This window comes from Kribbella sp. NBC_01245, assembly GCF_036226525.1.
Taxonomy (GTDB): Bacteria; Actinomycetota; Actinomycetes; order Propionibacteriales; family Kribbellaceae; genus Kribbella.
The window spans coordinates 5,030,283-5,054,054 of record NZ_CP108487.1 but is presented as its reverse complement, the minus strand read 5'-3'; the positions used below and the strand labels follow the sequence as shown (position 1 = coordinate 5,054,054).

Here is a 23,772-nt window from a genome sequence, read left to right as displayed (position 1 = left end):
CATCGCCGCAGATGTACGTCGGCGGTTTGACGCCGCGACCCGGCAAAAGGTTGTCCCGCCCGAGGCCCGAGTCAGTCTCTGCGCGGAACCTGGACCGCCTCCCGGTCGCGCCGCAGCATCGCGTGCTGGAGATCGCAGAGCTCCGCCGACGGCTCCACGCCGAGTTCCTCCCGCAGGGTGGTCGCGGCCAGAGACCACGTCCGGAAGGCGCCATCCACGTCACCCGCGAGATAGCGGGCCCGGATGAGGTTCGCGTGGGACGTCTCGCGGAACGGCGCGATCCGGAGCAGATCGTGGATCTCGGGCACCAGGTCGGTCGTACGGCCCAGCGCGATCCGCACCTCCGCGAGCCGCTCCCGCACGGTGAGCCGCAATTCCTCCAGCGTCTCGAACCGGCTCCGCAGTTGCTCCGAGGCGGTGCAGTCCTGGAACGCCGGGCCACGCCAGATCGCGAGGGCCTCGGCCAGCGTTCGCTCGGCATCGGCGTACCGGCGTTCCTGCCGTTCGATGTCGCCGCGTAACGACAGCCGGCGGAACACGGAGACGTCGAGTTCCGCCGGATCGGCCCGCAGTCCATAGCCCGCGCCGCCGGCACCGGAGACGGTCACGAGTCGTTCCTTCATCCCGGGGCAGGCCGCCCCGAGTTGCCGCCGTAACCGGGCGACATGCAGCCGCAGATTGTTCCGTGCCGACCTGGGCGGCCGGTCCCACAGCGATTCCAGCAAATGCCGCACCAGGACAACTCGTCCCTCCTCGAGGATCAAGGTGGCGAGTAGCCCCCGAACCGGCGCTGACGAAATTCCGATCACACAGTTTTCAGTTTCCACTTCTACATTTCCGAGCACCCGGAACTGCATACAGGATTGACCTCCCCAGACGGCCTTTGGCGTCCCCCGACGACGGTGGCCCGAGGGGAAAGCATGCGCGTCGTTCGGTGATTCTGGCTAGCCATTCCATCAGGCAGAAAAGGGTTCCGTTCAGCCAAGGCCAGCCCCTCGCACCAACCATGCGCGTCGCCATGCGCCCAGCCATGCGGGTGGTCATGCGAATGCGATGCCCGGCCCACCTACGTTCGATTCGTGGCGAGTGCCACGAATTCCCGGCAAAACGAAAAGGAGGCAAACATGCGTTCTGTATTGACCGGACTCAGCGACAAGCTGGTCGGAATGGTCGTGCCGCGGGTGACCGCCCAGGCGTCGGCCCAGGGCTGCGTCGAGCTGCGCAACTGGTGCAACGGGCAGTGCCCGTTCTGGTGGTGGCGTCGTGCGCACCTGTGGAGCTGCGACGGCGTCCAGCACACCGAGTACGAATGCTGCGGTTGCGGCTGCTGACCCAGCCACTGCTGAGTTCCACCTGTTGAGGACCGGGTGTCGCGCCCTACGGAACAGGGCGCGACACCCGGTCTGACAAATCGTAGACCGCGAGGTGCCATCGTGTTGTCCGGTTATGCCCTGATCTGCTGTCAGTTCGTCTTCGGGCTCGTCTTCGCGGTCTCCCTCGCGAGCAAGGTTCGGAGCCGCGCGGCCTATGCCGCCTTTGTCGCCGCGGTGCCCGGTCTCGCGCCGGGAATCCCGGTCCGGCTGGCCGCTCCGGCCGTCATCGCCGGTGAGGCCGCGGTGGTCGTGCTGGTGGTGATACCGGCGACGGCCGTGGTCGGGTTCGCGCTCGCCGTGGCTCTGCTGCTCAGTTTCACCGTCGCCATCGTGGCCGCGATACGACGGCGTCAGAAGGTCACCTGCCAATGCTTCGGGTCTTCGTCGTCGCCCGTCGGCCCACCCCACGTGGCCCGGAACGCCGTACTGCTGCTGATCGCGCTGACCGGACTGGCGGCTGGTCTCGACCCAGGGCAGGCGATGCCCGGCCTCGGCGTACTGGTCAGTGCCGTTCTCACCGGGGCCGTCGCCGCCGGAGCCGTGCTGCTGACCGACGAGATCGCCGATCTCTTCCGACCAAATCACTAGGAGGTATTCCCGATGTCACCCGCACTCGCACTAGCGATCCTGGCCGGTCTGCTGACGGTCCTGAACCTGGCTCTGACCGTCGGCGTCATCCGCCGGTTACGTGAGCACACCGAGCTGTTCGAGGCCCGCGGCAACGTGAAGCCGCCGGTCGTTCCGGTGATGGCCTTGGCCGGCGAACGATCGAAGCCCTTCACCTCGGTCACGACCGACGGCGTGCAGGTCACCGAGGCCGACCTCACCGGTGGTCTCACCCTGGTTGCCGCAATGGCCTACGGATGTTCGTCCTGCGAGGAGCGGCGGCCGGACTTCGTCGCGATGGCTCGTCGCTTCCCCGGCGGTCGTGATCGGGTGCTGGCGGTATTCGTCGGTGGTGAGGACGACCTGAGCGCCGAGCGGGCGATGCTCGAGCCGGTCTCGCGGCTGGTCTTCCAGGAGAACACGCACGAAGGCATCACCGAGGCGCTGAACGTCTCCGGCTACCCCGCGTTCGCGATTCTCGACGCGGACGGCACCGTGCTCACGTCCGGTACGAAGGTCCAGGACCTCGACCTCGATCTGGCCCCCTCGGTCGCGGGGGTGTGACCGGTGCGCGGCATCGCTCAGGCACTCAGGCTCACTTGGGAGACCAGCAAGCCGCTGACCTGCCTGTACGTGTTCCTGACCCTGGTCGGAGCCGTACCGACTCTTGCGACAGCCTGGCTGACCAAGGAACTACTCGATGAACTGACAAGTGGTACGGCCGAGTCGGGCCAGGTGCTCTGGATCGGCGTGGCACTGGCCGCGGCCGGTCTGGTCACCGCGCTGACGCCGTACTCGACACAGTTTGCTCAGAAGGAGACTGAGCGCAGGATCGCCCTGGTCGCTCAGGATCGTCTGTTCGCGGCAACCGAGCGTTTCACCGGCATGGGCCGGTTCGAGGACCCTGAGTTCCTCGACAAGCTACGGCTCGCACAGCAGTACGGCGGCGCGACACCCGGCGTACTGGTCGGCACCGCGTTGTCGACTACTAGGACCGCCCTGATGACCTTGGGATTCCTTGGCTCATTGGTAATTCTCTCTCCGTGGCTACCGCTGCTAGTGCTCGCGTCGGCCGTCCCGGTGCTGTTCGCCGAGCTGGCCGTCGCCCGCCGGCGGGCGACCATGCAGTACGAGCTCGGGCCGATCGAGCGCCGCGAGTTCTTCTACCGCGAGTTGCTCACCAACCAGCAGGCGGTCAAGGAGATCCGGCTTTTCGGGATCGGGGGATTCCTGCGCGACCGGATGTCGTCGGAACGGCGAGATGCGAACGGCCGCCAGACTCGGGTGGATCTGCGCGATCTGGCGATTCAGAGCGGCACCGGTCTGCTGACCTCGGTCCTGGCCGGCTCCGCCCTGCTCTGGGCCGTGATGGCAGCGCGGAACGGCCGGATCAGCATCGGCGACATCTCCTTGCTGGTGGCGGCGATCGCCGGAGTGCAGAGCGCGGTCGCCGGTCTGCTGCGCGATATCGGCAACGCCCACCAGCAATTGCTGATGTTCCGCAGCTACCTCTTCGTGGTGGAGAGCGGGCCGGATCTACCGATCCCGGCGACACCTCGCCCGGTGCCGACGCTTGCCGAGGGCATCGAGTTTCGCGACGTCTGGTTCCGCTATGGGCCGGACCAGCCTTGGGTGCTGTGCGGGGTCGATCTCACCATCGAGGCCGGCCGGACGGTCGGGCTGATCGGCCGCAACGGCGCCGGTAAGAGCACGCTGATCAAGCTGTTGTGCCGGATGTACGACCCGGTCCGCGGCTCGATCCGGTGGAACGGCATCGACATCCGCGAGTTCGACCCGGCGGAGTTGCGGGACCGGATCGGCGCGGTGTTCCAGGACTACATGAAGTACGACCTGACGGCGGCGGAGAACATCGGACTCGGCGACGTGGGCCGTTCGTTCGACCAAGCGGCGATCGAGGCCGCGGCACGCCGGGCCGGCTCGCACGAGTTCATCTCCGCACTACCGAGCCGCTACGACACCCTGCTGTCCCGGATCTTCTTCCAGGGGCAGACGGGCGACATGACGATCGGCGTGACGTTGTCGGGCGGCCAGTGGCAGCGGCTGGCGATCGCCCGGGCCTATGCCCGCGGTGACCGCGACCTGGTCATCCTGGACGAACCCAGTTCCGGCCTCGACGCGGAGGCCGAGAGCGAGGTCCATCGCGGTCTGACCGAACACCGGACCGGCCGGACCAGCCTGCTGATCTCGCATCGGCTCGGCTCGTTGCGCGCGGCCGACCAGCTCGTCGTACTGGATGACGGCCGGATCGTCGAGCAGGGCGATCACGATCAACTGCTGCGCCGGCAGGGCATCTACGCCCATTTGTTCGAGCTGCAGGCCGAGGGTTACCAGGCGGCCTTGCCGGAGGCGTCATGATCGCGTGGCTTCTCGCCGGGCTCGTCGTGGTGTCCCTTACTGCTCTGCTGTTGGTACGGCGAACCTGGCTGCGCGTGGAGATCGTGGGCCCGAGTATGAGCCCGACATTCGAATCGGGCGATCGCGTACTGGCGAGACGCGTCGATCCCGGTCGGCTCAGAACCGGCGACGTGGTGGTGATCGAAGGACCCGCTGCCGCGACGGAACTCGCGGCCGCGATGCTCAACCGGTCGCGCTACTACGAGGTCGTCGAACGTGGTTCCGTCGTACTGCCCAGCGAGGGCGGGACGACCCAGAAGGTGATCAAGCGAGTCGCGGCCATGCCCGGTGAGCGCCTGCCCTTCGCCGTTCCCGGCCACCCCGAGGGCTCGGTCGTACCGGACGGGCGGCTCGCGGTGGCGGGCGACAATCCCGATCAGAGCAACGACTCGCGCCACTACGGCTACGTCTCGGTCCGGCACGTTCTGGGGCGCGTGAAGCTCAACTCCCAACCGAGCTGACCGAGGCGTCCTGCTGGCTCGCGAGCGGCTGGTCCGATCTATTCGGAAAGCGATTGCCTACCGCTCCGGCGGCGGGTTGACTGGTCTGATCGAGCATAATGCGGGTATGGACCAGCGAGACCATCTCGGCCGGTACTCCCTGGTCCGCCGGGTGGGTGCAGGGGGTTTCGCGACCGTCTGGCTGGCCCGTGACGAGCAACTCGATGCCGAGGTCGCGATCAAGGTTCTCTCGGAGAACTGGATCGACGAGGACGACGTGCGTCGCCGGTTCATCGCCGAGGGCCGGTTCCTCCGGCGGGTCCAGTCCCGGCACGTGGTCGGCGTGCACGACATCGGTGAGACCGAGGACGGCCGGCCCTATCTCGTCCTGACGTATGCGGACGGCGGTTCGCTCGCGGAGCGGATCAAGGCCGGGCCGATGGAGATCGCGACCGTGGTGGACGTGCTGACCCAGGTCGGCACCGGCTTGCAGCACCTGCACGACCGGGGTGTGCTGCATCGGGACGTGAAACCCGCGAACGTGCTGTTCCAGTCCGAGCCGGATGGTGGCGAGCGCGCGATGCTCGGCGATCTCGGCCTCGGTAAGTCCCTGGACGCGGTCTCCCAGCTGACCATGCCCGGCGGCACCCCGGCGTATGTCGCGCCCGAACAGGTGATGGGCGAGCGCCTCGACGAGCGTGCCGACCTCTACTCCCTCGGCGCCGTCGCGTATGCCGCGCTCACCGGTCAGCCCCCACACGGGCCGATCAGCCTCGGCGCGGTGCTGCGGATCGACTCGCCGCCGCCCCCGATGGCGACCCTGCGCCCGGAAGTGTCCGCCGCGATCGATGCCGTCGTACGACGTGCGCTGCAACCGGATCGCGATCAGCGCTGGCCGAGCCTGGCCGCGTTCCGGGCGGCGCTGACCGAAGCGCACGAGACGGGCAAGTTCCCCGTGGGCGCGCTGGACTCGGTCAGTGTGTCGGAGGTTGTGCCCGGCCCGAATCCCGGCCTGATCGACCAGCCGACCGCCGCGGCCGATACCGCGCTACCGACGAGCGCCGCCGGCGCCCCGACCGCCCTCGCCCAACTGGAAAAAGTAGACCCGGACACCCCGGTTGTGGAGGAGCGCAGCGGACCAAGTCGGCTCGCTTGGGTGATAGCGATCGTGCTGGCCGTCGTACTCGGCGGTGGCGGTGGCTACGCGGGCTACACCTTCATGTCGAAGCGGCCGTTCACGGTCGAGCATGAGGGGCTGACCGTCGAGGTGCCACGGTCGTGGTCCCAGATGTCCAAGACGACGTGGTCGCCCCTCAAGGGCAAGCCCGACCAGCCCGCGCTGCTGGTGGGCGAGGACCTCGCCAACTGGGGCAAGACCGGTGCGACCCCGCCCGGTGTCTTCATCGGACGGATCCCCATCCCCACCCTCACTCTGCCGAGTGTTCCGCCGGCCGGCTGTGAGTCCTCGGACGTGCCCGAGCTGGAGGAGATCAACGGTCACTCGGCTCGCACCTGGCTCTACCAGTGCCGGGACGGGCGATTCATCTACGACCGCCATATCGGCCTTGACGAGGGTCACAGCCTGCGGATCCAGGTCCAGAGTTCCAACATCGACGACGCCGGCAAGGTCCTCAACTCCGCCACGAACAACAGCAGGTAGCTCTTTCCGCTCCGGTCAGATGCTTGTCTCGCGGTCGTAGTCGGAGCCGGTCATGTGCTCACAGAGCGCACGGCATGCCGCGAAGCGGGTCGCGAAGTCGGGCGACTGCTTCCAAATGTCGCGGGACTGCTCGTCCGCCCATTCGGCGAAGGACACAAAATGTCCGGGCACGTTCTGATCCCGGAGCAGGGTCGCGGCCAGCATCGCCGGGTGATCCTTGCGAGTCCACTGGAGGAACTCGGTCCACCGTTCCACGAACTCCTGCTCGAGTCCTGCCCTGACCTGCCAGGTTCCTGACGCGTAGTGCTCGGCCATCACGCACTTCCTCTCTAGTGGCTGGATGGATCCGACGGTAGGCATGAGCTGTTCCCCGGGCGTTCCTCCTCGTCCTACCTTGACGATGTGGCGGTGTGCGAGATTTTGCTGCTCGGAGGTTTCGTGGTGCGGGTCGATGGCCACGCGGTCCCGGAACGCCTGTGGCGCCGCACCCGTGCGGCGCAACTGGTGAAGGTGCTCGCGCTGGCCGATGGCCACCGGTTGCTCAGAGAGCAGGCCATGGAGCTGCTCTGGCCCGACCTCGAGCCGGCCGTGGCGTCGGCCAACCTACGCAAGGCGCTGCACTACGCGCGGCAGGCTCTCGGCTCACCGGCGTCGATCGCAGACCACGGCGGCCGAATGGAACTCTTTCCGGCGGGCGTCGTCGTCGATGCCGAGGAGTTCGAGAAGACCGCACGCCGAGCGTTGGCCGCGCGCGCCGGCTACCGGTCCGCCGCGGCTCAATACCCAGGTGACCTGCTGCCGGAGGACCGTTACGCCTCGTGGGCCGAGCAGCACCGCGATCGACTACGCGGACTCCACCTCGATCTGCTGCGGGGGGCCGGGCTCTGGTACGAGGTGCTCGCCATTGATCCCGCCGACGAGCAAGCTCACCGAAGTCTCATGCAACAGGCACTCGACGCCGGGGATCGTAGCGCCGTCGTTCGGCAATTCGAGCAGTTGCGGCACCGATTGCGAGCAGACCTGGGGGTCGGCCCGGACCGCGCGTCCATCACGCTGTACGAGAAGGCCCTCGCCATGAGCCCGGGTGCCCCGCCCAGTCCGGGGGAGATCACCCAAAGCCTGCTCGCGCGCGCCCTCGTCCAGCTCAACTCCGGCCAGCTCGAGGACTCGGCGCGCACTGCGGGGCGAGCACGGTCGCTGGCGATCGATGCTCACCTCGGCCGCGAAACAGGCGAGGCCAGCGCCATCCTCGGGATCCTGGCGAACATGCGCGGCGAATGGCGTGCAGCGTTTCGAGCCGACTTCGAGGATTCGGTCCAGCGCGAACCCCAGGTCGCTTCCTTCGTCTTCGACGCGCACATCTGCCTTGCGGAGTTCGCACTGTGCGGACCCAACGGCCACGAGCAGTTCGCCGACCTCGCCACCGAGCTGTCCTCGTCTGCCCAGCAGCACCGATCCATCCAGGGCGAAGCGATCGGCGCGCTTCTAGCCGGAGAGATCTCGCTCTTCTCCGGCCGGCTCGACGAGGCCCGGACCCGGCTCACGCTGGCGTTGCAGCTCTACGAGGACGCGGGCGCCACGTCCGGGCAGGTGCTTTCGATGCAGCGACTGGCCGAGCTCGCCGCCCTCGCCGGGGAACGCGGTCAGGCCGGCCGATTACTCCACGTCGCGCTGCCGATTGCGCACACGGCCTGGCTCGGACCCCACCTCGTCGTACGCACGCATGCTCTCCTGGTCGAGACCAGCGAGGAGGACGCGGTACGTCGAGTCGAGACCGCGGATCGCGAACTCGAGGGCACCCGCGTCTGCCCGCCGTGCTCGCTGGGATACCTCGTCGCCGCGGCCAAGGCGTTCGCCCGCGCCGGCGTCCTCGCACAGTCGCAGCGCAGGCTCGACGACGCTGAGCGAATGGCCGGTCTCTGGCCCGGTGGCGCCGCGCACGCGGCTGTCTGGGAGGCGCGCGCAGTGCTGCGGCATGCCCACGGCGACCTCGAGCGGGCACGAGCGTTCTGGCAGGAGGCTGCCGACCGGTTCGCCGAGGTCGGCCGTCCCCTCGATCGGGACAGGTGCCGTGCCGCCGAGACGACCTAAGGTAGGCGGCATGACCCGTGAAGACCTGACCGCGGCCATCGACCGCGTGCTGCCCTCCGTCCGTGCCGATCTCGAGGACCTCATCCGGATTCCCTCGGTCAGCGCGGACCCGGCCCGTGCGGCCGACGTCCAGCGTTCCGCGGAGGCTACCGCCGCCCTGTTCGAGGCCGAGGGCTTCACCGCCCAGATCGTCAGCGCGGGTGGTGGCGCTCCGGCCGTGATCGCGAAGAAGCCAGCCCCCGAGGGCGCGCCGACCGTGCTGCTCTACGCGCACCACGACGTACAGCCGACCGGTGACACCGCCGAGTGGACGTCCGCGCCGTTCGAGCCGACCGAGCGCGACGGCCGGCTGTACGCGCGAGGTGCCGCCGACGACAAGGCCGGTATCGCGGCACATCTGGCCGCGGTGCGTGCCCTGGGCAACGATCTCCCCGTCGGCGTGACGGTCTTCGTCGAGGGCGAGGAGGAGATCGGTTCCCCGACCCTGCTGCAGTTGCTCGACGAGTTCTCCGACGAGCTCACCGCGGACGCCATCGTGATCGCCGACTCGGCCAACTTCGCGATCGGCCAGCCGGCCCTGACGATCTCTCTGCGCGGTCTGGTCGACTGCTACGTCGAGGTCCGCACCCTCAAGCACGCGGTCCACTCCGGCCTGTTCGGCGGCGTCGTGCCCGACGCGCTGACGGCGTTGTGCCGACTGCTCGCCACCTTGCACACCGACGCCGGCGATGTCGCTGTCGACGGCCTGCACGCGGGTCGCGCGGCCGACCTCGACTACCCGGTCGACCGGCTCCGCGCCGAGTCCGGCGTACTCGACCAGGTCCGGCTGATCGGCACGGGCTCGCTCGTCGACCGCCTCTGGGCCCGCCCGGCAATCGCCGTACTCGCCATCGACGCACCGAAGGTCGCCGACGCCAGCAACACCCTCGTCCCGGTCGCCCGGGCGAAGGTCAGCCTGCGGATCGCGCCCGGCGACGACGCGGCCAAGGCGATGGAGGCACTGCGCACGCATCTCGAGGAGAACGCGCCATGGGGTGCGGAGGTCACCGTGACCGACGGCGATCTCGGCCAGCCCTGCGCGATCAACGCACACGGCCCGGCGTACGACGCGGCCCGGTCGGCGTTCGAGAGCGCCTGGGGTGTCGCGCCGGTGGACATGGGGATGGGCGGATCGATCCCGTTCATCGCCGAATTCGCCCAGACCTTCCCCGAAGCCGCGATCCTGGTCACCGGTGTGGAAGACCCCGACACGCGCGCGCATGGTATCGACGAGGGCCTGCATCTGGCCGAATTCACCAAGGTCTGCCTGGCCGAAGCCCAACTCTTGGTCAACTTGGCTCACCGGGAGTAGCACCAGCCTGGCTTCGGGCACCGCTTTTGGCATAGGTTTTCGCGAGTGAAGATCGCAGTAGTGCGAGAGACCAGACCGGCGGAGCGCCGGGTGGCGCTGGTGCCGGAGCAAGTCGCCAAACTCATCCAGCTCGGCTATGAGGTAGCGGTCGAACCCGCGGCGGGTGAGCGCGCCTTGTATTCCGACGACGCCTACCGGCAGGCAGGCGCCGAAGTGGCCTGGGGAGCCGACCACGCGGCCACCGTCGTGGTGTCGGTGCAACCCCTCGAACGTGAGCGGCTGTCCCGGCTCCACGCCGGGACGGCGCTGATCTCGTTCCTGCCGACCAATCCGCCCGACGTGGTGCGGACGGCCTGGCGGGCCAAGCTGACCACCTTCGCGATGGAACTGGTGCCGCGGATCTCCCGGGCCCAGTCGATGGACGCGCTGTCCTCGCAGGCGATGGTGGCCGGCTATCGCGCCGCCATCGTCGCGGCCGAGCGGTTGCCCCGGTTCTTCCCGTTGAGCATGACGGCGGCCGGGACGGTGCCGCCCGCTCAGGTCGTCGTACTCGGTGCCGGTGTGGCCGGACTCCAGGCCATCGCCACCGCCAAACGCCTCGGCGCCGTGGTCAAGGCGTACGACGTACGTGCCGCATCGGCGGAGGAGATCGCGTCGATGGGCGCCATCCCGATCGAGCTCGAGCTCGGCAGCCTCGAAGGCGCGGGTGGTTACGCCCGCGAGATGACGCCGGAACGGGCCCAGCTGCAACGCGATCTGCTCACGCCGTACGTCGAGGCGGCCGACGCGTTGATCACCACGGCCGCCGTGCCGGGTAAAACCGCGCCGATGCTGGTCAGCCGGGCGATGGTCGAGCGGATGAAACCAGGTTCGATCGTGGTCGACCTGGCCGCCGAGTCCGGCGGTAACGTCGAGGGTTCGATGGCCGGTACCGAGCTGACCATCGGCAACGCGCTGGTCTGGGGTGGCGCGAACGTGCCGAGCCAGATGGCCGGACCCGCCAGCCGCCTGTACGGCCAGAACATCGCGAACCTGATCCAGTTGATGACCAACGGCGGCTCGTTCGACCCGGACTTCGACGACGAGATCGTGGCCGGTTGCTGCCTGACCCACAACGGCGAGATCCGGCACGAGCCGATCCGTGAGCTGCTGGAAGGACCGTTGGCATGACCGAGTCCATCGCCCTGCTGACCATCTTCGTGCTCAGCGCGTTCGTCGGCGTCGAGGTGATCAGCAAGGTCAGTTCGACCCTGCACACCCCGTTGATGTCCGGCGCGAACGCGATCCACGGCGTCATCCTGGTCGGCGCGATCATCGTCACCGGCCAGGCCGAGTCGACCCTGGTCGTCATCGTCGGCCTGCTCGCCGTACTGCTCGCAACCGTCAACATGGTGGGCGGTTTTGTCGTCACCGACCGGATGCTGAAGATGTTCCGCGGCCCCGCCGGCGCCGCTGGCAAGAAGAAGGGCATCACCAAGTGATCTCCACCTGGGCGCACCTCGGCTACCTGGTCGCCGCGGTCTGTTTCATCGTCGCTTTGAAGGCGCTCTCCTCACCGCGTTCCGCCCGGGCCGGTAACCGGCTCGGTGCCGCCGGTGCGGTGCTCGCGGTGGTCGTCACGTTCTTCGCGTACAAGCCCGATCACGTGCTGCCGATCCTGATCGCGATCCTGATCGGCTCGGTGGCGGGTGTGGTCGGCTCACGTCGGGTCGCGATGACGCACATGCCGCAACTGGTCGCGCTGTTCAACGGCGTCGGCGGTGGCGCCGCGGCGCTGGTCGCGCTGATGGAGCTCGGCGACGTGAACGAGGGCCAGACCGTGGCCGCGATCGCGACGGCCTTCACGATTCTGGTCGGGTCGATCAGCTTCTCGGGTTCGATCGTCACGTTCGCCAAGCTGCAAGAGCTGATGACCACTAGGCCGATCACCTTCCCGGGGCTGCCGGTGGTGTTCATCGCGGGCCTGCTCGGCAGTATCGCGCTGTCGGTGTGGCTGGTCTCCAACCCGGTCGCGCTGGTCGGCGTACTGCTGTGTGTCATCGGTCTCGCCGTCGGCGTGATGCTGGTGCTGCCCGTTGGTGGTGCCGACGTACCGATCGTCATCTCGCTGCTGAACGCGTTCACCGGTCTGACCGTGGCCGCGGGCGGTTACGTGCTGAGCAACACGCTGCTGCTGGTGGCCGGCACGCTGGTCGGCGCCGCCGGTACGTTGCTGACCAAGCTGATGGCCGACGCGATGGGCCGGTCGGTCTTCAACATCCTCTTCGGCGCGGTCAAGGGCGGTTCGACCCTGGGTGGCGGCGAGGCATCGGATCGGCCGGTGATCTCCGGTGGGCCCGAGGACGTCGCGATCCTGCTCGGCTACGCGCAGAAGGTGATCATCGTGCCCGGCTACGGTCTGGCCGTCGCCCAGGCGCAGCACACCCTGCGCGATCTGGTCGACGAGCTGCAGAGCCGTGGCGTCAGCGTGGACTACGCGATCCACCCGGTCGCGGGCCGGATGCCCGGGCACATGAACGTACTGCTGGCCGAGGCCCAGGTGCCGTACGAGCAGTTGCGTGAGATGGACGACATCAACGGCGACTTCAAACAGGCCGACGTGGTGCTGGTGGTCGGCGCGAACGACGTCGTCAACCCGGCCGCTCGCAACTCCCCGGGCGCGCCGATCTACGGCATGCCGATCCTGAACGCCGACGAGGCCAAGAAGGTCATCTTCCTGAAGCGCTCGATGCGGCCGGGATTCGCCGGGATCGAGAACGAACTGCTGTACGACCCGCGCACCACCCTGCTGTTCGGCGACGCACGCGATTCACTCAGCAAACTGCTCGCCGCGGTGAAGTCGGTTTAGCGTCCGGCCATGCCCGAGTTCGACCCTGAGGAGCCGATCGAGGCTCATACGTACGCCGAGCTCGCGATGGAGTTGCACGACGCCGACGGGGTCGAGGAAACCGTCGACGCCGTGCTGCAGTTCGCGCTGAAGGCGGTCAACTGCACCCACGCCGGACTGGCGCTGGCAGTTCGCGGTCACCGCGCCGAGGTGGGCGCGGTGACCGACCCGGTGGTCGAGCAGATGCACCAGCTCCAGATCGACGCCGGCGACGGGCCGTTGCTGACCTCGCTGAACGACCAGGTGACGATCCGCATCCCCGACGCCCCGGCCGAAACCCGCTGGCCCGAATGGGCGGCCAAGGCCGAGGCGCTCGGCATCGGCAGCGTGCTGGACGTGCCGTTGGCCGTCAGCGACCAGACCGTCGGCGTACTCAGCCTCTACCACTCCTCGCGGAATGCCTTCGGCGCCGACGACGAGGCCGTCGCGCACATCCTCGCCCGGCACGCCTCCATCGCCGTCGCCGCCGCCCGGCACGAGGAGACGATGGCCAAGGCCGTCGACGCCCGCAAGCTGGTCGGCCAGGCGATGGGCATCCTGATGATGAAGTACGACGTCGACGACGACCGCGCCTTCGCCATCCTCAAGCGCTACTCCCAAGACACCAACACCAAACTCCGCGACGTAGCCCAACACGTCGTCGACCGCCGGGGTCTGCCCGACTAGTGGTGATGCCGCACTCGTTCCGGGTCGAAGAAGGGGCGGGTGGGGTAGAGGTCGAAGGGGCGGGGGGAGAGGCGGGCGCCTAGGCGTTCGAGGGCTTCGGGTGGGCTGAGGTCGGCCAGGTGGAGTTCGCTGAAGCAGGCGCGGGTGGTGACGACGCTCGCGAGGCAAGGACGGGCCGGCCAGCCGGTGGCGCGGTCGCGGATCGGGACCAGGGCCGCGATCGCGACTTCGCTGACGAGGTCGCCCGAGCAGGTGGCGAAGGCGTCGTTCAGGCGGAGCAGGACGAGTTGCGCGACCAGGTCGGCGTACCGCTGTTTGCGTTCATTCAAAGGCCTTGCGCGTTCGTCGATGGCGTCCCGGGTGCGGACGTATCGATAGCCCACCACCGCTGGGATCACGCCGGGGCCGGGGAGGTCGAAAACCAGGGAGAGACGGCTCGACTCGGGTTGGTACCGTACGTCCACCTTGGCAGGTACGCCGTCCGGGAGCCGGCGGTGCGACAGCACCAGGCCGACGTACTCCCGGACGGCGTCGGGATGGCCCACGCGGTAGCCGACCTCCAACTCGTCGATGCGCGCGTTCTCCGCCTCGGCCCGTCGGCGCAGCACCGCCATTTCGACGGCATGGCGATTGCGCCGCTGCCGCAGCCGGAAGACCCGTTCCTCCTCACGACGCTTGTACGCCGCTTCGTCCCGGGCGAACCTGGCATGCGCGGCATTGCGCCGGGCCTCGATCTCCTTCGCCTGCAGGAGTCTGCGCAACCCGGACGGCTCCGGTACGGCGTAGTCCTCCCACCGTGGCGGCTTTTCGGCCCGTTCGTCCGGGCCTGGTTCGAACGGCCGTAGCGCGGGCTGCCGGCGCAACGCGGCGAACGGGATGCGGACCGGATCCCGCAGACCGGCGGCCAGAATCTCCCGCAGGGCCGTGGCCCGTCGTTCCACCTCGGCGGTCGCGGTGAGGGCCTCGCCCTGCCGCTCCCGCACCCGGTCGGCATCACGAGAACCCCGTGCGTTGCTCCCCGTCGTCATGATGTCCCCCAGCGCACTTGGAGTAATCACACTGACACGTAAGGTAACCATACGTTTGTTCGACCTTTATGAAAACCCAAACCGGCGCGCCCCCAAAAACCCCACCCGCCGCCTTCCCAAAACCGCCCTCAAGCACGCGAAACCCAGCCCCCAATCCGACGGCCCGCTCCCCTTCTTCTACCGCGAGTGGTCGCGTCTGATCCAGACGGTAGGCACTGTCAACGCCGAAAAGTGCGTCGCGCCTGTGGAGATCACTGCCACGGTCGGACGCGAAATGCGGCCTACCTGTGGACACCGAGCCCACGGCATCAGAGCCCAACCACACACGCTCGGGCAGATTTGTGGAAAACCTTGCCGCGAGGTGCCTTGTTGTGTTTGCACACGCGCGACACAAGGAGGCACCTCGCGAGAGGCTTTTCCACAGATTGCGGTTCGCGGCTTGCTGGGCTACGGCGGGGCCGAGGAGGGTTAGACCCAGCCGCGTTTGGCGGCGGCTACGCCTAGTTCGAAGCGGCTGGTGGCGTCTAGGCGTTCGGAGAGGTTGGCGGTGATGCGGCGGGCCGTACGGAGGGAGATGCCGAGGAGGCGGGCGACTTGTTCGTCCTTGGCGCCGCCGGCTAGGAGGCGAAGGACTTCGGCCTCGTGGGCGGTGAGAGGGGTGTCGCTTTCGCGGTCCTCTGGGGCGAAGATCTCGCTTGCGCGGGACCAGTAGGAGTCGAAGAGAGCCGTCGCGAGGGCGACTACGGCCGGGCTGCGGTGGATGACGGCGCCAGTGGAGTGCGACTCGGGGTCCAGCGGCATGATCGCGAGCTCGCTGTCGATGATGAGCAGGCGCAGCGGCAGCGTCGGAGTGGCCCGGACCTCGCCGCCGAGGCGGTGGATCGTGGCGGCGTACTCGAGACCGGTCTTGCTGACGGTCATGCTCTGGAGGTAGACCGTGCGCAGCCGGATCCCGCGCTCCAGGAGGGGGATGTCGGGGGATTCTTCGGCCGGGGACAGAGTGTCGTCGACGTGGGCCGGGATCAGGGCCCAGAACGAGTCCTTGGCCTTCATCCCGAGCTCTTCGATTCGGCGCGAGGCGTTCGCCCGGCCCTTCAGAACCTCGATGTCGGCACTCGTCCGGGCGCCGAGGAGCTCGTTGTACTGCTCGGCGAGGACTTCCGCGGACGACTCGGCCTCGCGCAGTTCGCCGAAGAGCCGGTTCAACTCGCTGCGACGGCGCTCGGCCAGGCCGGTCAGACCGACGCGGGGATGGACGGCGTGCTCGAGGCCCGGGGTGGTCCAAGTCGGGACCAGCAGCTCCAGCCGGCGAAGGCGTTCCATCAGGCGGTATACGTCGTCCAAAGTCATTTCTAGTGACTTGGCAAGCAGTTCCGGCGTACTGTCCGGATCACGTAAGAGGGCGTGGTAGACCGCGAACGTGGCTTCGTCCAGCCCGAGCGGTTCCAGCACTGAGCACCTTCCAACGCGTGTTTGGAACCGACCTTAATCGACAGTGCGTCGGATTGCGGTCGCTGTTCGTTGTTTTTGTGGTGCATTAAGGAGTGAGGCAATGAAACGCATCCTGGTCGCGCTGGTCGCCGGGCTGGCCCTTAGCGTGATCTCGGTCATGCCCGCGGCCGCCGCCACGAACGGCCCGCCGGACCGCCCCTGCGTCGTGTGCTGGTGACCATCGGACCTCCCGTAGACTGAGGGCGTGGCCCGTGGCGATGGACGACTGACCCATGACCTTGACCCGCAGGACCTAGGCCCCCAGGACGCATGCGGCGTCTTCGGTGTCTGGGCTCCGGGTGAAGAGGTTTCCAAACTCACCTATTTCGGGCTCTACGCTCTGCAGCACCGCGGCCAGGAATCAGCTGGTATCGCGGTCAGCAACGGAACCCAGATCCTGGTCTACAAGGACATGGGACTGGTCAGCCAGGCCTTCGACGAGGCGACCCTCGCGTCCCTCAAGGGCTATATCGCGGTCGGTCACTGCCGGTACTCGACGACCGGATCGAGCGTCTGGGCCAACGCCCAGCCGACGTTCCGGTCCACCGCGACCGGCTCGATCGCGCTCGGCCACAACGGCAACCTCACCAACACCGGTGAGCTGGCGGCCGCGCTGGCCGGCGGCGACGACCTCGACCTCGGTCTGGACCTCGACGTCAACGGCAAGGAAGCCCCGGCGCACGCCCGGGCCAACGCCAAGCACGGCGCCTCGTCGGATACCGACATCCTCACCACCATGCTGGCCGGTTACGCCGACCTGACCATCGAGCAGGCCGCCGCGAAGGTGCTGCCGAAGGTCCGCGGCGCGTTCAGCCTCGTCTTCATGGACGAGTCCACGCTGTACGCCGCCCGCGATCCGCAGGGCATCCGGCCGTTGGTGCTGGGCCGCCTCGAGCGGGGTTGGGTGGTGGCCAGCGAGACGGCCGCCCTCGACATCGTCGGCGCCACCTTCATCCGGGAGATCGAGCCCGGCGAGCTCGTCGCGATTGACGAGCAGGGGCTGCGCTCGACCCGGTTCGCCGAGGCCGACCCGAAGGGCTGCCTGTTCGAGTTCGTCTACCTGGCCCGGCCCGACACCCAGATCTCCGGCCAGCGGATCCACACCACCCGGGTCCAGGTCGGCCGCGTGCTGGCCCGCGAGCACCCGGTCGAGGCCGACCTGGTGATCGCGACCCCGGAGTCAGGCACTCCCGGCGCCATCGGGTACGCCGAGGAGTCGGGTATTCCGTACGGCTCGGGCCTGGTCAAGAACGCGTACGTCGGCCGGACCTTCATCCAGCCCAGCCAGACCATCCGCCAGCTCGGTATCCGGCTCAAGCTGAACCCGCTGCGCGAGGTCATCGAGGGCAAGCGCCTGGTCGTGGTCGACGACTCGATCGTCCGCGGTAACACCCAGCGCGCGGTGATCAAGATGCTGCGCGAATCCGGCGCGGCCGAGATCCACGTCCGGATCTCGTCGCCGCCCGTGAAGTGGCCGTGCTTCTACGGTATCGACTTCGCCAGCCGCGCAGAGCTGATCGCCAACGGGCTGAACACCGAGGAAATCTGCCGCTCGATCGGCGCGGACAGTCTCGGCTACATCAGCCTGGACGGCCTGATCGAGGCCACCACCGTGCCGAAGGACCGGTTGTGCCGGGCCTGTTTCGACGGCATCTACCCGGTGGCGCTGCCCGATCCCGAGCACCTCGGCAAGCACCTGCTCGAGCAGCCCAACGGGCGTACCGATGTCGACGGCCTGGCCACGGTCACTGGTGGTGCCGGTGCCGCGGACGCGCTCAGCCGGCCGTGACTTTCGCCGTACGTCGTTCGCGGGACTAGAAGTCGCGGGACTAGAAGGAGATCTGAAGTGACTGAAGGCGCGAGCTACGCGGCCGCGGGTGTCGACATCGAGGCCGGTGACCGGGCCGTCGAGCTGATGAAGGAATGGGTGGCGAAGGCGACCCGTCCTGAGGTTGTTGGTGGTCTGGGGGGATTCGCGGGGTTGTTTGACGCGTCTGCGCTGAAGAGCTACCGGCGGCCGTTGTTGGCTACGTCTACTGATGGTGTCGGTACGAAGGTGGCGATCGCGCAGCGGATGGACCGGCACGACACGATCGGGTTCGATCTGGTCGGGATGGTTGTTGACGATCTGGTGGTCTGCGGTGCTGAGGCGCTGTTCATGACCGACTACATCTGCTGCGGGAAGGTGGTGCCGGAGACGATCGCGCAGATCGTTAAGGGGATCGCCGAGGGGTGTGTCGAGGCTGGTACGGCGTTGGTGGGTGGTGAAACGGCCGAGCACCCGGGGTTGCTGGGGCCTGCGGAGTACGACATCGCGGGTGCTGCCACTGGGGTGGTCGAGGCCGATGAGCTGCTTGGCGCTGATCGGGTTCGTGCGGGTGATGTGGTTGTGGCGATGGCGTCGTCGGGGTTGCACTCGAATGGGTACTCCCTGGTTCGGCATGTGTTCTTTGATCGTGCCGGGTGGGAGCTTGACCGGGAGGTGCCGGAGTTCGGTGGCACGCTGGGCGACACGTTGCTGGTGCCGACGCGGGTTTATGCGAAGCACTGCCTGGACTTGATCCGCGCTTTGAACACTGCCGATGAGCGGCCGTTGCACGCGATGTCGCACATCACGGGTGGCGGGTTCGCGGCGAACCTCGGCCGGGTGATTCCCGAGGACCTGACGGTGCGGATCGACCGGTCGACTTGGACGCCGGCGCCGGTTTTCCAGTTGGTCGGGGAGCTCGGCGGCGTGCCGCAGCTGGAGCTCGAGAAGACGTTGAATATGGGTGTGGGGATGGTCGCGGTCGTTGCCCCGGAGGCGGCTGATCGGGCGATCGCGGTATTGGCTGAGCGGGACATCAAGGCGTGGGTCTGCGGCGAGGTCACTTCCGGTACGTCGGAGCCGCGAGTGGAGCTTCAGGGCGACTACGCGGTCTGACCCCGTTCTTTTGGCGACGATCGGACCCGTTTTGCCGCTCGTCCCTGTCAGGTGCAGGCTGCCTTCCAGCGGCAAAACGGGTCCGATCGTCGCCAAAAGAACGCCCGCCGTGTTGCTCCAGGTGGCGAAGGTCGAGGGCTCGGGGCCGGCGTGGTGGCGTATCGGCTGTGGCTTGGGTTAACCCGAGCGTATTCATCGGGCCCTTCTGACCACTGAGTTGCCGCTGCCTGTACGTGTCGGGTCCTCGCTGTGGTCAGAAGGGCCCGATGAATACCTCAGTGGCGTGAGTCTTCCCCGGCGCGGCACTACCTCGCGTGGCGTACGGCCCGCTGAAGGTCTTCGCGGGTGCGGGATTACTTCGCGGGGCGTGAGGTCCGGCTTGGGGTATTTCCCGGGCGCGGCATTACGTCGCGTGGGGTGAGGGCCGGCTTGGTGTGTGCCTGGGCGCGGGAAGGCCTCGCGTGGCGGGAGGGCCGGGTGTGTCCGGGCGTGGCGGAGTGTTCGCGTGGCTCGGTGTGTGTTGTCGGTGTCAGGCAAGGGGCGATCTGCCTGGTGCGGGTGGCGCCAGGCAGATCGTCTTGCTTGATGTGGCTTTACCGACGGGGGTGGTAGTCGTCGGCGTCGTCGCCGACTTCTGAGTCGTCACCACTCGCAGATCGGTTTCCGCCCTCGTCGCCGCCGGACAGCTCTTTCTTGAGCTGGTCCAGGTCGGTGTCCCAGGTGCGGTACTTCAGGTCGCGTGCGACCTTCGTCTGCTTGGCCTTTGCACGGCCGCGCCCCATAGCGTCGACCCCCTCGCACAAGTCAACCGGGTACGCAGTGCGGCGCCCACGGATCAGTCGTCAGTAATCGTGGCTCTAGATTACCCGGAGGAGGGGATCGACACACACCCCGCCCCCTCTCCGGACAGCAGATAAAACCCCGAAAGGCCCGGCTGGTCCCCTCAAACCGGCCGGGCCTTCCGTGTTCAGGGGGTTATTTGACCTCTCGACGTGAGCTTGCCCACAGTCCGGCGATGGTCGGCAAGACGATCCACACAGTCAGTGCGGTGAGCGTCTCGGGCAGCATCCCGTTCAGGTCGCGCTCGGCGATCCGGCCGAAGGCGCCGAAGACGTCGAGCCACTGGGCGTTGTCCTTGAAGAGCGCCGGGCCGGCCAGCGACCACGCGGTCGGGGCGATGAAGAAGACCACGATCGCGACCGCGGTGTTGGCCAGTACGGCACCGAAGGCGGCACCCATCACGACGTTCAGCGCGGCGGTCAGGTACATCCCGGCGAGCGTGCCGCCCAGTCCGGCGAAGGTGCTGCCGTCACCGCTGATGGCGCCACCGACCGGGATCGCGGCCAGCGCGAGCAGGGTGGTCACGGTCAGGACGACGACGCTCAGCACGATGGCCGAGACGAACTTGGCCAGCTGAACCCGGACCCGGCGCGGTGACAGCGTGAAGGTGGTCAGCGCGGTCCGCTGGGACCACTCGCTCGTCATCGCCATCACGCCGATCACCGGCAGCAGCAACATCACGCCGGTGGAGGTCGGCCCGATGAAGAACTCGGGCGTGATCCGGCCGTCGCCCAGGTGGGTCAACTGCCAGCCGACCGCGAACAGGGCCAGCGCCAGGATGGCGAGCAGCAGCACCCGGCCGCTGCGGGTGTTGACCGACTTGCGCAGCTCGGTCCGGACCAGCAGGAAGAAGGACTGACCGCGAACCGGCGGCAGATCGGCCGCCTCGGCGCGATGCCGGGCGATGGCAGTGGTCGCGACCGCTTCGGCCGGACGGTTGATTTCTGTGACGCTCATAGTGGCTGTGCTCCTGGCAGTCGAAGAGAAGAAGAGTGGGGGATCAGGCGACGAGCTGGTCGGCCGGCCCGGTCAGCTGGAAGAACAGGTCCTCGAGGCCGGCGCTGTCGCTCTCGCGCAGCTCGACCAGGATCTGGCCGGCCGCATGGGCGACCCGGCCGACCTGCTCGGCGGTCGCCTCGACGCGCAGCGCGCCTTCCGAGCCCGGCTCGACGGCGAACCCGGCTGCGACGAGCGCCTCGTGCAAGGCGTTCGGGTCGAGGGCGCGGACCAGCGTGCCCTGCCCGGCCAGCAGTTCGTCCAGGGAGCCGTTGGCGACGATCTTGCCGCCGCCGATCACGACCAGGCGGTCGACGGTCGCCTGCACCTCGCCCAGCAGGTGGCTGGACAGTACGACGGTGCCGCCGCGGGAGGCGAAGTCCTGGAGCAGCCCGCGCATCCAGCGAATGCCCTCCGGGTCCATCCCGTTGGCAGGCTCGTCCAGGATCAGCACAGCCGGATCACCGAGCAGCGCCGAGGCGATACCGAGCCGCTGGCGCATACCGAGCGAGTACTGCCCTACGCGCTTCTTCGCGGCTGGGGTCAGACCGACGGCCTCGAGCATCTCGTCGGCCCGCCGCGCAGGTACGCCGAGGAGGCCCGCGTTCAGCAGCAGGGTCTCGCGGCCGGTGCGGCCCGGGTGCTGCGCGGCGGCGTCCAGCATCACGCCGACGACCCGGCCCGGGTTCGGCAGTTCGGCATAGCGGCGGCCGGCGATGGTCGACGTACCGGACGTGGGCGGGGTGAGCCCCGTCAGCATCCGCAGGGTGGTGGACTTTCCGGCGCCGTTCGGGCCGAGGAAGCCGGTGACAGTGCCCGGCTCCACGGTGAAGGACACGTCGTTGACGGCCGTGTGGTTGCCGTAGCGCTTGCTCAGGTTCTCGACGGTGATCATGACCTGAACTCTGCCGGTCGGGACAGGGGTGGCACATCGACCGTGCGTCTCGACCTACCCCCTACGAAAGTCGCGCGAACACACCCGCGGACCGAGACCTTCGGGGGACGTTTGCGGCGGGCAACCGACTTAGGGTGGTCAAGTGGAACGTCTGCGGCGCTGGCATGCCTGGTTCCGTAAGCACGCACCGCGGCTACGGGATCTGCTCTTCATTGCCTTCGGCCTGTTCTACACACTCGCCGAGGCGATGACGCAGTCCGGCGCGGACTCGACCCTTACCTTCATCGTCGGCGTGATCGCCTCGCTCGCGCTGTGGTGGCGGCGCCGCTATCCGGTCGCGGTCACGTTCATCGCGATCGGGGCCCAGGCCGCCGCGATGGTGCTCGGGCCACTCGGGTTCGCCCTGTTCACGTTGGCGATCCGCCGCCGCGACACCGTGCTCGCGCTGATGAGCCTCCTGGCGTACGCCGCGTTCGTGCTCGGGAACAGCCCGACCGGGGCCGAGAGCATCGGCGTACTGCTGGTGACCGGCCCGTTCGTGATCGGGGCCTGGGTCGCGGCCGGCGCCTATATCGGTGCCCGGCGGGACCTGATGGCCTCACTGCGGGACCGGGCCGAGCGGGCGGAGTCAGAGCGGGAGTTGCGCGCCGACCAGGCCCGGCTCGGCGAACGCGCGCGGATCGCCCAGGAGATGCACGACGTGCTCGCCCACAAGGTGTCGCTGATCGCCTTGCACGCCGGTGGTCTGGAGGTGAACCCGTCCGTCGGGCCGGAGAAGGTGGAGAGCTCGGCCGCGCTGATCCGGGAGACCGCGCGCCAGGCGATGGAGGACCTGCGCGAGGTGCTCGGCGTACTGCGGACCGATCTCAGCGCGGGCGGTGCCGACCTGGCCCCGATCCCCGCGGCGGCCGATCTGACCCGCCTGGTCGAGGCATCTCGTGCGGCGGGGGTGAACGTGTCGGCCCGGATCGAGCTGCCGCCCGAAGTGCCCGCGGGGCTTGGCCGGACCGTCTACCGGATCGTGCAGGAGTCGCTGACCAACGTGCACAAGCACGCGCGCAATGCCGCGACCGAGGTGCTGGTGACCTCGGAGGGCGGTCAGCTGCTGGTCCGGGTGGCCAATCTGCGGCCGGTGGCGGCCGGGGCGCTGCTGCCTGGATCCGGTGCCGGGCTGGTCGGTCTGCGCGAGCGCGTGAGTCTGGCCGGCGGCACACTGGTCGCCGGCCCGGACCACGATGGTGGCTGGCGCGTCGAGGCCCGCCTGCCGTGGACCCCACCGACGACGGCCGCGGCCGGACCCGCTGAACCCGCTGAACCTGCTGGAATCGATAGCGCTGATGGACCCGATGGAGAGAACAAGGTGGCACAGTGACGCGATTGCTCATCGTCGACGATGAGGCATTGGTCCGGGCCGGGCTGAAGATGATCCTCGAATCGGCCGACGACCTGGAGGTGGTCGCCGAGGCGGGCGATGGCGCGGACGCGGTGGAGATGGTCCGCAAGCACCAGCCGGACGTCGTACTGATGGACATCCGGATGCCGCGGCTCGACGGTCTGGCCGCGACCCGGGACGTGCAGGCGCTGCCGGATCCACCCAAGGTGGTGGTGCTGACGACGTTCGACCTGGACGACTACGTGTTCCGGGCGTTGCAGGCGGGCGCCAGCGGGTTCCTGCTGAAGGACACCCCGCCCCGCGAGCTGGTCCAGGCCGTCCGCGTCGTCGCGGCGGGGGACGCGATGTTGTCGCCGGCGGTGACGCGCCGCCTGATCGGGCACTTCGCCGCCAGCGGCCGGAACGACCGGCAACGGGCCGCGGCAGAGCGCCTGACCGCTCTCACCGATCGCGAACGCGAGGTCCTCGCCGCCGTCGGGCGCGGTCTGTCGAACGCCGATATCGGGCGGGAGCTGTTCATGAGCGAGGCGACCGTGAAGGCCCACGTCTCGCGGGTGCTGGTCAAGCTCAACGCCACCAACCGCGTCCAGGTCGCGATCCTGGCCCACGACGCGGGGCTACTCGATTAGCGATTCCGGACATGCGAAACCGGTCGTACGCCGCTGGAGGGGTGGGGGCAACGGGGTACGACCGGTTTCGGGGTCAGCACCGCGGTGA

At 68.3% G+C, this 23,772-nt stretch carries 23 protein-coding genes; 16 read left to right on the top strand and 7 right to left on the bottom strand.

Annotation, left to right across the window (positions count from 1 at the left end):
• Positions 1 to 71: 71 nt before the first annotated feature.
• On the bottom strand, positions 72 to 857 hold the full coding sequence (locus tag OG394_RS22800; protein WP_328989059.1) for an AfsR/SARP family transcriptional regulator: 786 nt from the start codon (positions 855 to 857) through the stop codon (positions 72 to 74).
• Positions 858 to 1,124: 267 nt separating this feature from the next.
• On the opposite strand from OG394_RS22800, the gene OG394_RS22795 reads away from it, so the two are divergent.
• The 6 genes from OG394_RS22795 (at position 1,125) to OG394_RS22770 (ending at position 6,494) form a co-directional block, all read left to right on the top strand.
• Complete coding sequence (locus tag OG394_RS22795; RefSeq protein ID WP_328989058.1) at positions 1,125 to 1,331, top strand: hypothetical protein; 207 nt, start codon at positions 1,125 to 1,127, stop codon at positions 1,329 to 1,331.
• Positions 1,332 to 1,433: 102 nt separating this feature from the next.
• The gene (locus OG394_RS22790; RefSeq protein WP_328989057.1) at positions 1,434 to 1,961 is read left to right on the top strand and encodes a MauE/DoxX family redox-associated membrane protein; all 528 of its coding nucleotides are present in this window, start codon (positions 1,434 to 1,436) and stop codon (positions 1,959 to 1,961) included.
• A gap of 12 nt (positions 1,962 to 1,973) precedes the next feature.
• Complete coding sequence (locus OG394_RS22785; RefSeq protein ID WP_328989056.1) at positions 1,974 to 2,543, top strand: TlpA family protein disulfide reductase; 570 nt, start codon at positions 1,974 to 1,976, stop codon at positions 2,541 to 2,543.
• Between the two features lie 3 nt (positions 2,544 to 2,546).
• Entirely contained in the window at positions 2,547 to 4,355 is a 1,809-nt protein-coding gene (locus tag OG394_RS22780; protein ID WP_328989055.1) for an ABC transporter ATP-binding protein, read from the top strand.
• Positions 4,352 to 4,855 (top strand): S26 family signal peptidase, encoded by a 504-nt coding sequence (locus OG394_RS22775; RefSeq protein ID WP_328989054.1) that lies wholly within the window; start codon positions 4,352 to 4,354, stop codon positions 4,853 to 4,855. Before OG394_RS22780 ends, OG394_RS22775 begins: the two co-directional genes overlap by 4 nt.
• Before the next feature lie 106 nt (positions 4,856 to 4,961).
• The gene (locus tag OG394_RS22770) at positions 4,962 to 6,494 is read left to right on the top strand and encodes a serine/threonine-protein kinase (protein ID WP_328989053.1); all 1,533 of its coding nucleotides are present in this window, start codon (positions 4,962 to 4,964) and stop codon (positions 6,492 to 6,494) included.
• A 15-nt stretch (positions 6,495 to 6,509) separates the two neighbouring features.
• On the opposite strand, the gene OG394_RS22765 is transcribed toward OG394_RS22770, so the two are convergent.
• Positions 6,510 to 6,809 (bottom strand): putative quinol monooxygenase, encoded by a 300-nt coding sequence (locus tag OG394_RS22765; RefSeq protein ID WP_328989052.1) that lies wholly within the window; start codon positions 6,807 to 6,809, stop codon positions 6,510 to 6,512.
• A 93-nt stretch (positions 6,810 to 6,902) separates the two neighbouring features.
• Here OG394_RS22765 and OG394_RS22760 point away from each other — a divergent pair, with 93 nt between their 5' ends.
• The 6 genes from OG394_RS22760 to OG394_RS22735 are packed head-to-tail and all read left to right on the top strand — an operon-like array spanning position 6,903 to position 13,489.
• A complete protein-coding gene (locus tag OG394_RS22760; RefSeq protein WP_328989051.1) occupies positions 6,903 to 8,585 on the top strand; it encodes a BTAD domain-containing putative transcriptional regulator in 1,683 nt (560 codons plus the stop codon).
• 10 nt (positions 8,586 to 8,595) lie between these two features.
• The gene (locus OG394_RS22755) at positions 8,596 to 9,936 is read left to right on the top strand and encodes a dipeptidase (protein ID WP_328989050.1); all 1,341 of its coding nucleotides are present in this window, start codon (positions 8,596 to 8,598) and stop codon (positions 9,934 to 9,936) included.
• Between the two features lie 45 nt (positions 9,937 to 9,981).
• Entirely contained in the window at positions 9,982 to 11,106 is a 1,125-nt protein-coding gene (locus OG394_RS22750; RefSeq protein ID WP_328989049.1) for an NAD(P) transhydrogenase subunit alpha, read from the top strand.
• Positions 11,103 to 11,417, top strand: coding sequence for an NAD(P) transhydrogenase subunit alpha (locus OG394_RS22745; RefSeq protein ID WP_328989048.1), 315 nt, complete (start codon positions 11,103 to 11,105; stop codon positions 11,415 to 11,417). The genes OG394_RS22750 and OG394_RS22745 overlap by 4 nt, the downstream gene beginning before the upstream one ends.
• Positions 11,414 to 12,784, top strand: coding sequence for an NAD(P)(+) transhydrogenase (Re/Si-specific) subunit beta (locus tag OG394_RS22740; protein ID WP_328989047.1), 1,371 nt, complete (start codon positions 11,414 to 11,416; stop codon positions 12,782 to 12,784). The genes OG394_RS22745 and OG394_RS22740 overlap by 4 nt, the downstream gene beginning before the upstream one ends.
• Before the next feature lie 9 nt (positions 12,785 to 12,793).
• Entirely contained in the window at positions 12,794 to 13,489 is a 696-nt protein-coding gene (locus OG394_RS22735) for a GAF and ANTAR domain-containing protein (protein ID WP_328989046.1), read from the top strand.
• Here the strand turns inward: OG394_RS22735 and OG394_RS22730 are convergent.
• Both OG394_RS22730 and OG394_RS22725 read right to left on the bottom strand, forming a co-directional pair.
• Positions 13,486 to 14,517, bottom strand: coding sequence for a hypothetical protein (locus OG394_RS22730; RefSeq protein WP_328989045.1), 1,032 nt, complete (start codon positions 14,515 to 14,517; stop codon positions 13,486 to 13,488). The genes OG394_RS22735 and OG394_RS22730 overlap by 4 nt on opposite strands.
• A 468-nt stretch (positions 14,518 to 14,985) precedes the next feature.
• The gene (locus tag OG394_RS22725; protein WP_328989044.1) at positions 14,986 to 15,969 is read right to left on the bottom strand and encodes a helix-turn-helix transcriptional regulator; all 984 of its coding nucleotides are present in this window, start codon (positions 15,967 to 15,969) and stop codon (positions 14,986 to 14,988) included.
• A 244-nt stretch (positions 15,970 to 16,213) separates the two neighbouring features.
• On the opposite strand from OG394_RS22725, the gene purF reads away from it, so the two are divergent.
• Positions 16,214 to 17,797 carry an amidophosphoribosyltransferase gene (gene purF, locus OG394_RS22720; protein ID WP_328989043.1) on the top strand — a complete coding sequence of 528 codons (1,584 nt, stop codon included), beginning with the start codon at positions 16,214 to 16,216 and terminating at the stop codon, positions 17,795 to 17,797.
• A 57-nt stretch (positions 17,798 to 17,854) separates the two neighbouring features.
• On the top strand, positions 17,855 to 18,931 hold the full coding sequence (gene purM, locus OG394_RS22715) for a phosphoribosylformylglycinamidine cyclo-ligase (RefSeq protein ID WP_328989042.1): 1,077 nt from the start codon (positions 17,855 to 17,857) through the stop codon (positions 18,929 to 18,931).
• A 593-nt stretch (positions 18,932 to 19,524) separates the two neighbouring features.
• On the opposite strand, the gene OG394_RS22710 is transcribed toward purM, so the two are convergent.
• The 3 genes from OG394_RS22710 to OG394_RS22700 form a co-directional block, all read right to left on the bottom strand.
• On the bottom strand, positions 19,525 to 19,713 hold the full coding sequence (locus OG394_RS22710; RefSeq protein WP_328989041.1) for a DUF3073 domain-containing protein: 189 nt from the start codon (positions 19,711 to 19,713) through the stop codon (positions 19,525 to 19,527).
• A gap of 193 nt (positions 19,714 to 19,906) precedes the next feature.
• Positions 19,907 to 20,728 (bottom strand): ABC transporter permease, encoded by an 822-nt coding sequence (locus OG394_RS22705; RefSeq protein ID WP_328989040.1) that lies wholly within the window; start codon positions 20,726 to 20,728, stop codon positions 19,907 to 19,909.
• A gap of 43 nt (positions 20,729 to 20,771) precedes the next feature.
• Positions 20,772 to 21,662, bottom strand: a complete 891-nt coding sequence (locus tag OG394_RS22700) for an ABC transporter ATP-binding protein (protein ID WP_328989039.1) — start codon at positions 21,660 to 21,662, stop codon at positions 20,772 to 20,774.
• A 142-nt stretch (positions 21,663 to 21,804) separates the two neighbouring features.
• Here OG394_RS22700 and OG394_RS22695 point away from each other — a divergent pair, with 142 nt between their 5' ends.
• Together OG394_RS22695 and OG394_RS22690 are read left to right on the top strand one after the other, a co-directional pair.
• Positions 21,805 to 23,034 carry a sensor histidine kinase gene (locus OG394_RS22695; protein ID WP_328989038.1) on the top strand — a complete coding sequence of 410 codons (1,230 nt, stop codon included), beginning with the start codon at positions 21,805 to 21,807 and terminating at the stop codon, positions 23,032 to 23,034.
• The gene (locus tag OG394_RS22690) at positions 23,031 to 23,684 is read left to right on the top strand and encodes a response regulator transcription factor (protein ID WP_328989037.1); all 654 of its coding nucleotides are present in this window, start codon (positions 23,031 to 23,033) and stop codon (positions 23,682 to 23,684) included. Before OG394_RS22695 ends, OG394_RS22690 begins: the two co-directional genes overlap by 4 nt.
• Positions 23,685 to 23,772: the final 88 nt, after the last annotated feature.

Coding starts and splice junctions, on each gene's coding strand:
- OG394_RS22800 (WP_328989059.1), bottom strand. CDS start 857: ATGCAGTTCCGGGTGCTCGGAAATGTAGAAGTGGAAACTGAAAACTGT.
- OG394_RS22795 (WP_328989058.1), top strand. CDS start 1,125: ATGCGTTCTGTATTGACCGGACTCAGCGACAAGCTGGTCGGAATGGTC.
- OG394_RS22785 (WP_328989056.1), top strand. CDS start 1,974: ATGTCACCCGCACTCGCACTAGCGATCCTGGCCGGTCTGCTGACGGTC.
- OG394_RS22775 (WP_328989054.1), top strand. CDS start 4,352: ATGATCGCGTGGCTTCTCGCCGGGCTCGTCGTGGTGTCCCTTACTGCT.
- OG394_RS22770 (WP_328989053.1), top strand. CDS start 4,962: ATGGACCAGCGAGACCATCTCGGCCGGTACTCCCTGGTCCGCCGGGTG.
- OG394_RS22765 (WP_328989052.1), bottom strand. CDS start 6,809: ATGGCCGAGCACTACGCGTCAGGAACCTGGCAGGTCAGGGCAGGACTC.
- OG394_RS22755 (WP_328989050.1), top strand. CDS start 8,596: ATGACCCGTGAAGACCTGACCGCGGCCATCGACCGCGTGCTGCCCTCC.
- OG394_RS22745 (WP_328989048.1), top strand. CDS start 11,103: ATGACCGAGTCCATCGCCCTGCTGACCATCTTCGTGCTCAGCGCGTTC.
- OG394_RS22735 (WP_328989046.1), top strand. CDS start 12,794: ATGCCCGAGTTCGACCCTGAGGAGCCGATCGAGGCTCATACGTACGCC.
- OG394_RS22730 (WP_328989045.1), bottom strand. CDS start 14,517: ATGACGACGGGGAGCAACGCACGGGGTTCTCGTGATGCCGACCGGGTG.
- OG394_RS22710 (WP_328989041.1), bottom strand. CDS start 19,713: ATGGGGCGCGGCCGTGCAAAGGCCAAGCAGACGAAGGTCGCACGCGAC.
- OG394_RS22705 (WP_328989040.1), bottom strand. CDS start 20,728: ATGAGCGTCACAGAAATCAACCGTCCGGCCGAAGCGGTCGCGACCACT.
- OG394_RS22700 (WP_328989039.1), bottom strand. CDS start 21,662: ATGATCACCGTCGAGAACCTGAGCAAGCGCTACGGCAACCACACGGCC.